The sequence below is a fragment of the Kitasatospora sp. NPDC058406 genome (assembly GCF_042722765.1).
Lineage (GTDB): Bacteria > Actinomycetota > Actinomycetes > Streptomycetales > Streptomycetaceae > Kitasatospora.
The window spans coordinates 47454-54815 of sequence record NZ_JBHXKE010000029.1 but is presented as its reverse complement, the minus strand read 5'-3'; the positions used below and the strand labels follow the sequence as shown (position 1 = coordinate 54815).

The window sequence follows — 7362 nt, the reverse complement described above, 5'->3', positions numbered from 1 at the left end:
GGTCGGGCGGCTCGCCCCGCTCCGGCCGACCGCGGTGGCGGGGCGGAGCGGGGCGAGCGGGAGGTCAGCGGGCGCCGCCGGCCACGGCGGGCAGGATGGTGACGCTGTCACCGTCGGCGACGTTGGTGGAGATGCCCTCCAGGAAGCGGACGTCCTCGTCGTTCAGGTAGACGTTGACGAAGCGGCGCAGTTCGCCGCCGTCCAGCAGGCGGGCGGCGATGCCCGGGTGGCGGGCGTCGAGGTCGTTGAAGAGCTCCGCGAGGTTGCTGCCGGTGCCCTCGACGGCCTTGGCGCCGTCGGTGTAGGTGCGGAGGATGGTCGGGATGCGGACCTCGATGGCCATGGGTGCGCTCCTGTGCGAGTCGTGAGGTGGGGTGGACGCCGCAGCGGGCGCGGCAGGGCGTGGTGGGCCCGGAGCGTGGAACCTGCGGCGGGCCTGGGCGGGCGGCTCAGCGCGAGCGCGCCGGCGTGCCGGGACAGATCGCACTGGCGAGCCGGCACAGGTCGACGTGCAGGCGCGCCACGAGGCGGGTGCCCGGGGCCTGGGTGCTCACATCGACGGAACGCATGGGCTCATCGTATAGATTCCCAGGCCCGCTCATCCATGCCCGTCTCGGGATCCGGATGCTTCCGTTTCCCATGCTGAGACTACCGGGGAACGGCAAAGGCCCGCCGACGACGCACGGGCAGTCGGCGGGCCTCGCCCAGGTGGGTGCGGGTCAGGGCTGGTGGGCCTCGACGACCTGGACGTCTTCCTCTGTGATCTCACCGTCCACGATGCGGAACGAGCGGAACTGGTAAGGGTCCTCCGGGCCGTTGCCGTCGGCGGTGGAGACGAGGACGTAGTGGGAGTTCGGCTCGGAGGCGTAGGTCACGTCGGTGCGCGACGGGTAGGCCTCGGTGGCGGTGTGCGAGTGGTAGACGATCACGGGTACCTCGTCCCGGTCGTCCATCTCGCGGTAGAGCTTCAGCAGGTCACCCGAGTCGAACTCGTAGAAGGTCGGCGAGCGGGCCGCGTTGAGCATCGGGACGAACCGCTCGGGGCGGTCGCTGCCCTCCGGGCCGGCGACGACGCCGCAGGCCTCGTCCGGGTGGTCGGCGCGGGCGTGGGCGAGGATCGCGTCGCGCAGTTCTCGGGTGATGGTCAACATGCGGCCAGGATAGCCACGCCCCGGCGGCCGTCGGCCGTGGTGTCCACGGCCTGGGCCGCCGGGGTCTCGCGGGCCGGTCAGTGCGGGTCGCCGGCCCCGCCCCCGGAGCCGTTGCGGGCGTGCAGGTGGTCGTGCGCGACGGCGTGGACGGCCTCCGGGCGGCGGCGCTTGAGCACCTGGTAGCCGATCACCAGGACCACGGCCCAGCCCGGGAAGACGTACAGCGAGATCCGGTTGCTCTCGTCCAGGGCGATCAGCACGACCACGAGGACGAGGAAGGCGAGCGCGGCCCAGCTGGTCCAGGTGCCGCCGGGGGCCTTGAAGCTCGGCGGCGGCAGGTGGCCGCCCCTCCAGGCCTTCCGGTAGCGGATCTGGCAGATCAGGATCATCGCCCAGGTCCAGAGGCCGCAGACGGTGGCGACCGAGGTGATGTACTCGAACGCCTTGGCCGGGACGAGGTAGTTGAGCACCACGCCGGCGCCCATCAGCAGGCAGGAGAGGGTGATCGCGGCGGCCGGGGTGCGGCTGGAGTTGAGCTTGGTGAGCCGGCCGGGGGCCTGGCCGCGCAGGGCGAGGTCGCGGAGCATCCGGCCCGTGGAGTACATGCCGGAGTTGCAGGAGGAGAGCGCGGCGGTGAGCACCACGAAGTTGATGATGCCGGCGGCGGCGGGGATGCCGATCTTGCCGAAGGCGGCGACGAACGGGCTGACGCCGGGCTGGAACTCGGTCCACGGGACCAGCGAGAGGATGACCACCAGGGCGCCGATGTAGAAGAGCGCGATACGCCACGGCAGGGTGTTGATGGCGCGCGGCAGGGTCTTCTTCGGGTTCTCGCTCTCGCCGGCGGTGACGCCGACGAGTTCGACGCCGAGGTAGGCGAACATGACGATCTGCAGGGTCATCACGGTGGCGCCGATGCCCTTGGGGAAGAAGCCGCCGTTCTCCCAGAGGTGGGTGATCGACGCGGTGTCACCGGCGTCGCTGAAGCCGAGGGTGAGCACCCCGATGCCGATCAGGATCATGCCGATGATGGCGGTCACCTTGATCATGGAGAACCAGAACTCGATCTCGCCGAAGAGCTTCACCGAGATCAGGTTGGCCCCGTAGAGGATGACCAGGAACGTGAGCGCGCTGAGCCACTGCGGGATGCCGGGCGCCCAGAACTTCACGTAGACGGCGGCGGCGGTGGTTTCCGCCATGCCCGTGACAACCCAGAAGAGCCAGTACGTCCAGCCGGTCACGTAACCCGCGAACGGGCCGAGGAACTCCCGCGCGTACTCGGCGAAACTCCCGGACACCGGGCGGTAGGTGAGCAGTTCGCCGAGTGCCCGCATGATCGCGAAGATCACCACGCCGGCGACGGCGTAGGACAGGATCAGGCTGGGGCCGGACTTGGAGATCGCGGTGCCGGCGCCGAGGAAGAGGCCGGTGCCGATCGCGCCGCCGATCGCGATCATCTGGATCTGGCGGCTGCCGAGCCCCCGCTGATAGCCCTCCTCGTCCGGTTTGGCGTCGACGACTTCGTCGTAAACCTGCTCGGCCATGCTGGCACCGTCCTGGATGGGTGGTCTCGTGGGGTGGGGAGAAGTCGTACCACGCGGGATCCGGACAGCGGTGTCCATCTGAGCGATATTTGAGCATGTCCCGATAGGGTTTCGCCCGTTTTAACCGGAAAGGCCCCGACCGGTCGTCCGCATGCTGGACGGGTGGTCGGGGCCTTTCGGATGGGCGCGCGGGCAGCCCGGAGGCCGGTCCGGAGCACCCGGCCGGCGTACACGACCGGAGCGCCCGGCCGTCGCGCCCGGCCGTCGCGCGGATCAGTCGGAGATCGACTCCAGCAGCGACTCCTGGAGGGCGCCGAGCCAGAGGTAGGCCATCACCAGCGGCTTGCGCTCGTCGCTGTCCGGCAGGTCGTAGAGTCCCTGCTCGTCCTCGTCGGTGATCTCCAGCCGCACCCCCAGGGTGAGCCGCAGGTCGTTGAGCGCGCCCAGCCAGCGCAGGCACTCGGCGGCGGCCAGCTTCAGCACCCCGCCCTCGCCGTCGAGCCCGTCCAGGGCCCGGACGACGTGCAGCGCGTCCTCGCGCTTGCGGGCCCGCAGGTCCAGCTCGGTGTAGCGGCGGAACTCGGCGGCGGCCTCCCGGGACTCGTCGTCCGCGGGCTTCGCCGGATCGCCGTAGGCGTCCGGGAAGAGCCGGGCCAGCGCCGGGTCGTCGGGCGCCTCGCTCGGCCCCTCGGCGAACAGGGCGGCCAGCGGGTCGTCGTTCTCCCCGCCCGGGCCGGGGCCGATCAGCTCCAGCATCTGCACTTCCAGCGAGCGCAGGATGGAGGCCTCCAGCTCGTCCAGCGCGATCGCCGCGCTCCCGCCGCCGGCACTCTCGAACAACCCAGCCATCGGTATCGGTCAGCCCGTCTTCGTCGTCTCTGGTGGTGTACTGCGGTCGGGCGGTGTCAGTCGTGCTGCAGCGTGGCCCACAGGCCGTAGCCGTGCATCGCCTGCACGTCGCGTTCCATCTCCTCGCGGGATCCGCTGGAGACCACCGTCCGACCCTTGGTGTGCACCTCCATCATCAGCTTCCGGGCCTTGTCCTTCGGGTAGCCGAAGTAGGCCTGGAAGACGTACTGGACGTAGCTCATCAGGTTGACCGGGTCGTTGTGGACGATGGTGACCCAGGGGGTGTCGGGTTCCACCACCGGCAGGCCTTCGACCTCCGGGCGCTCGATCTCCACGGGCGCGACACTCACCGACGGGTCCCTCCTCACGACTCTGATCCCACAGGGCCGCCACGGGCCCCTTCAGCCCCCATGCTGCCATCCGGGGGACCGGCGGGCGATTCCGCCCCGGCGCCCGCAACGCGCCGGACGATCTCCCCCGACGAGAAATCGTCAATCTGACGCTAAGGGGTAGTAGCATCATCCTCATGGACGCCACTTCCGTGCCCGCGGCCGGCTCGACCGCGCTGCTCACCGACCGCTACGAGCTCACCATGCTGCAGGCCGCCCTGCGCAGCGGAGCCGCGCACCGCCGCTCCGTCTTCGAGGTGTTCACCCGCCGACTGCCCGGCGGCCGACGCTACGGCGTGGTGGCCGGCACCGGCCGGGTCCTGGACGCCGTCGAGAACTTCCGCTTCACCTCCGCCCAGCTCGACTGGCTGTCGGACCAGCACGTGGTCGACGAGGAGACCCTGCGCTTCCTCGCCGACTACCGGTTCACCGGGGACATCCACGGCTACCCCGAGGGCGAGGTCTACTTCCCCGGATCGCCGCTGCTCACCGTCGAGGGCAGCTTCGCCGAGGGGGTGATCCTGGAGACGGTGATCCTCTCGATCCTCAACCACGACTCGGCCATCGCGGCCGCGGCCTCCCGGATGGCCTCCGCCGCCGGCGGACGCCCGGTGATCGAGATGGGCGCCCGGCGCGCCCACGAGCAGGCCGCCGTCGCCGCCGCCCGCGCCGCGTACGTGGCCGGCTTCTCGGCCACCTCCGACCTGGAGGCCGGCTTCACCTACGGCATCCCGACCACCGGAACGGCCGCGCACGCCTTCACCCTCGTCCACGACAGCGAGCGGGACGCCTTCCGGGCCCAGATCGCCTCGATGGGCCGGGGCACCACCCTGCTGGTCGACACCTACGACCTGCGCGAGGCCGTCCGCACGGCCGTGGAGGTGGCCGGCCCCGAGCTGGGCGCGGTCCGGATCGACTCCGGCGACCTCACGCTGCTCGCCCACCGGGTCCGCCGCCAGCTCGACGAGCTCGGCGCCACCGAGACCCGGATCATCGTCACCTCCGACCTCGACGAGTACGCGATCGCCGCGCTGGCCGCCGCCCCGGTGGACGGCTACGGCGTCGGCACCAGCCTGGTCACCGGCAGCGGCCACCCGACCTGCGCGATGGTCTACAAGCTGGTCGCCCGGGCCACCGAACCGGACGGCCCGCTGCTCCCGGTCGCCAAGCGGGCGGCCGGCGGCAAGACCAGCACCGGCGGGCGCAAGTGGGCGGCCCGGCGGCCCGACGCGGACGGCGTCGCCGAGGCCGAGGTGGTCGGCACCGGGCGGATCCCGGCCGAACTGGAGCCGCACCTCGTCCAGGTGCCGCTGGTCAAGGGCGGCGAGGTGGTCGGCCGCGAGCCGCTCACCGCCGCGCGGGAACGGCACGTCCGGGCCCGGGCCGCGCTGCCGCTGTCGGCCACCCAGCTCTCCAAGGGCGACCCGGTGCTGGCGACCGAACTGCAGGTCTGACGACCGTTCGCACACGGGGCGGACGGTCGGGCCCGCACCGGGCCTTCCGCCCCCGGATGCCACTGCCTACAGTCGACCGTAGAGTTCCCCCCAAGTCCCCACCGCCGGGCCCGCACGGAGCCCCGCCCGGTCCCCGCCGACCACCGCCGAGTCCCCGCACCGGAGAAGCTCCACCGGCGCCCGGCCGAAGCCCCGCCGAAGCCCACCGAACCTGTCGGACGCGCCCCGAACCGGCGCGCCGCCCCCACCAGACCGAGGAATGCGAGCCATGCACCGGGCACTGATCGTCGTCGACGTGCAGAACGACTTCTGCGAGGGCGGCAGTCTGGCCGTCACGGGCGGGGCCGAGGTGGCCGCCGCGATCACCGACCTCATCGCCGAGTCCGCCCCCGGCTACCGGCACATCCTCGCCACCCGCGACAACCACATCGACCCGGGTGACCACTTCTCCGACCGGCCCGACTACGTGCGCAGCTGGCCGGTGCACTGCGTGGCGGGCACGGAGGGGGTGGGCTTCCACCCCAACTTCGCCCCGTCCGTCACCTCCGGCGCGATCGAGGCGGTCTTCGACAAGGGCGCGTACGCGGCCGCGTACAGCGGTTTCGAGGGCGTGGACGAGAACAACCGCGGGCCGGCCGAGTGGCTGCGCGAACGGCAGGTCACCGAGGTGGACGTGGTCGGCCTCGCCACCGACCACTGCGTCAAGGCCACCGCCCTGGACGCGGTGCGGGCCGGGTTCACCACCAGGGTCCTGCTCGACCTGACGGCCGGGGTCTCCGAGCCGACCACCACCGCCGCGCTGGCGGAGCTGCGGGCGGCCGGGGTGGAGCTGATCGGAACGCCCGTGGTCGGGGGCTGAGCGTCCCGCCCTGCGGGTTCAGCGCTCGGTGATCAGCAGCTCCACCACGTCGGTGCCGCCCAGCCGGAACGCCTCGCGCAACTCGGCGCCGACGGCGTCCGCGTCGTCCGCCAGGCGCGTGCCGGAGACGTAGACCACCCGGACCCCGAGGTACTCCATCCGGTGCTGGCCGCCGCGCACCCAGGCCGCCTCCCCCTCGCTGACGCAGCGCAGTTCGGAGTCCACCTCCACGGCCACGCCCGCCGCGGGCCAGTACAGGTCGGGTACGGCGATGTAGGTGCCGCCGCGCATCCGCAGCTCCGGGCCGGTCAGCGGGGCGGGCAGCAGCCACTCGTCGACCAGCTCGCCGACCCGGCGCAGCACCGCGTCCCGTTCGGCGGCCAGCAAGCCGTCCAGCACCGCCCGCACCCGGGGGTCGTCGACCAGCCCGGACTCGACCAGCTCGGCGGTCAACTCCCGCACGGTGCAGCGGAGCTCGGGGCGGCCGACGGCCTCGCCCAGCACCTCCCGGACCGGCACCGGACCGGCCGGGCCCGCACCGGACGTCCACTCGCGCAGCGCGTCCGCGACCGCCCGGGCGACCGGCGCGCAGGCCAGGCCGTGCACCGAGCGGGCCACCAGCTCCCGTTCGGTGCGCCGGATCCGGACCTCACCCGCGTCCTTCAGCCGGCGCTGGCGGGGCACCAGCACGTCCACACCGGTGACGGCGGGCAGTCGGGGCACCGCGGTGAAGCCGTACAGCGCCAGCGCGGCGGCGCCGGTGATCACCGCCCCCTCGCGGCGCCCCTCCTCGCGGCCGTTCTGGGCGGCGTAGAGCAGGGCCGCCCACATCCGCTGCTCCGGCGAGGGCTCGCCGGACTGCAGCAGGTAGACCCGGGGCAGCAGCCGCTGCCAGGAGCCGCCGCGGCGGCAGTGTTCACTGACGACCCGGCTCGGCACGCCCCGGGCGCGCAGCTGGCCTGCGGTGACGACGTTCTGCTGACGGCGCGCCAGCTCCTCCAGGGAAGGCGGCGGCGTGGGAATCCGGTAGCTCATGCCGACACCATCCCCAACCGCCCGGAACGTCGACCGGCCGCCTGACGCACTGTTACCCAACCGTCGCGAAACCGGGACCAG

9 protein-coding genes are annotated in these 7362 nt (G+C 72.5%); 2 read left to right on the top strand and 7 right to left on the bottom strand.

Translation table 11 applies throughout. The features are described from left to right. Positions 1 to 64: 64 nt before the first annotated feature. The 6 genes from ACFWOG_RS08790 to clpS form a co-directional block, all read right to left on the bottom strand. A complete protein-coding gene (locus ACFWOG_RS08790) occupies positions 65 to 343 on the bottom strand; it encodes a MoaD/ThiS family protein (protein ID WP_329883622.1) in 279 nt (92 codons plus the stop codon). A 106-nt stretch (positions 344 to 449) separates the two neighbouring features. Further along, positions 450 to 569, bottom strand: coding sequence for a putative leader peptide (locus ACFWOG_RS08785; RefSeq protein WP_327677307.1), 120 nt, complete (start codon positions 567 to 569; stop codon positions 450 to 452). 150 nt (positions 570 to 719) lie between these two features. After that, complete coding sequence (locus ACFWOG_RS08780; RefSeq protein WP_380356162.1) at positions 720 to 1151, bottom strand: Mov34/MPN/PAD-1 family protein; 432 nt, start codon at positions 1149 to 1151, stop codon at positions 720 to 722. Between the two features lie 77 nt (positions 1152 to 1228). Beyond that, entirely contained in the window at positions 1229 to 2695 is a 1467-nt protein-coding gene (locus ACFWOG_RS08775) for an amino acid permease (protein WP_329883620.1), read from the bottom strand. Positions 2696 to 2968: 273 nt separating this feature from the next. Next, positions 2969 to 3544: a DUF2017 domain-containing protein gene (locus ACFWOG_RS08770; protein WP_355399161.1), complete on the bottom strand. Its 576-nt coding sequence runs from the start codon at positions 3542 to 3544 to the stop codon at positions 2969 to 2971. A gap of 56 nt (positions 3545 to 3600) precedes the next feature. Then, a complete protein-coding gene (clpS, locus tag ACFWOG_RS08765; protein ID WP_063351371.1) occupies positions 3601 to 3894 on the bottom strand; it encodes an ATP-dependent Clp protease adapter ClpS in 294 nt (97 codons plus the stop codon). Positions 3895 to 4070: 176 nt separating this feature from the next. Between clpS and ACFWOG_RS08760 the strand changes: the two genes are divergently transcribed. Together ACFWOG_RS08760 and ACFWOG_RS08755 are read left to right on the top strand one after the other, a co-directional pair. Continuing rightward, entirely contained in the window at positions 4071 to 5387 is a 1317-nt protein-coding gene (locus ACFWOG_RS08760) for a nicotinate phosphoribosyltransferase (RefSeq protein ID WP_329952485.1), read from the top strand. 268 nt (positions 5388 to 5655) lie between these two features. Next, a complete protein-coding gene (locus ACFWOG_RS08755; protein WP_329952486.1) occupies positions 5656 to 6246 on the top strand; it encodes a nicotinamidase in 591 nt (196 codons plus the stop codon). A gap of 18 nt (positions 6247 to 6264) precedes the next feature. Here the strand turns inward: ACFWOG_RS08755 and ACFWOG_RS08750 are convergent, their stop codons facing one another. Then, a complete protein-coding gene (locus ACFWOG_RS08750; RefSeq protein WP_329883615.1) occupies positions 6265 to 7281 on the bottom strand; it encodes a hypothetical protein in 1017 nt (338 codons plus the stop codon). Positions 7282 to 7362 lie beyond the last annotated feature (81 nt).

Excerpts from the sequence above, each read along its gene's own strand:
- ACFWOG_RS08790 (WP_329883622.1), bottom strand. The coding sequence starts at position 343 with ATGGCCATCGAGGTCCGCATCCCGACCATCCTCCGCACCTACACCGAC.
- ACFWOG_RS08785 (WP_327677307.1), bottom strand. The coding sequence starts at position 569 with ATGCGTTCCGTCGATGTGAGCACCCAGGCCCCGGGCACCCGCCTCGTG.
- ACFWOG_RS08780 (WP_380356162.1), bottom strand. The coding sequence starts at position 1,151 with ATGTTGACCATCACCCGAGAACTGCGCGACGCGATCCTCGCCCACGCC.
- ACFWOG_RS08775 (WP_329883620.1), bottom strand. The coding sequence starts at position 2,695 with ATGGCCGAGCAGGTTTACGACGAAGTCGTCGACGCCAAACCGGACGAG.
- ACFWOG_RS08770 (WP_355399161.1), bottom strand. The coding sequence starts at position 3,544 with ATGGCTGGGTTGTTCGAGAGTGCCGGCGGCGGGAGCGCGGCGATCGCG.
- ACFWOG_RS08760 (WP_329952485.1), top strand. The coding sequence starts at position 4,071 with ATGGACGCCACTTCCGTGCCCGCGGCCGGCTCGACCGCGCTGCTCACC.
- ACFWOG_RS08755 (WP_329952486.1), top strand. The coding sequence starts at position 5,656 with ATGCACCGGGCACTGATCGTCGTCGACGTGCAGAACGACTTCTGCGAG.
- ACFWOG_RS08750 (WP_329883615.1), bottom strand. The coding sequence starts at position 7,281 with ATGAGCTACCGGATTCCCACGCCGCCGCCTTCCCTGGAGGAGCTGGCG.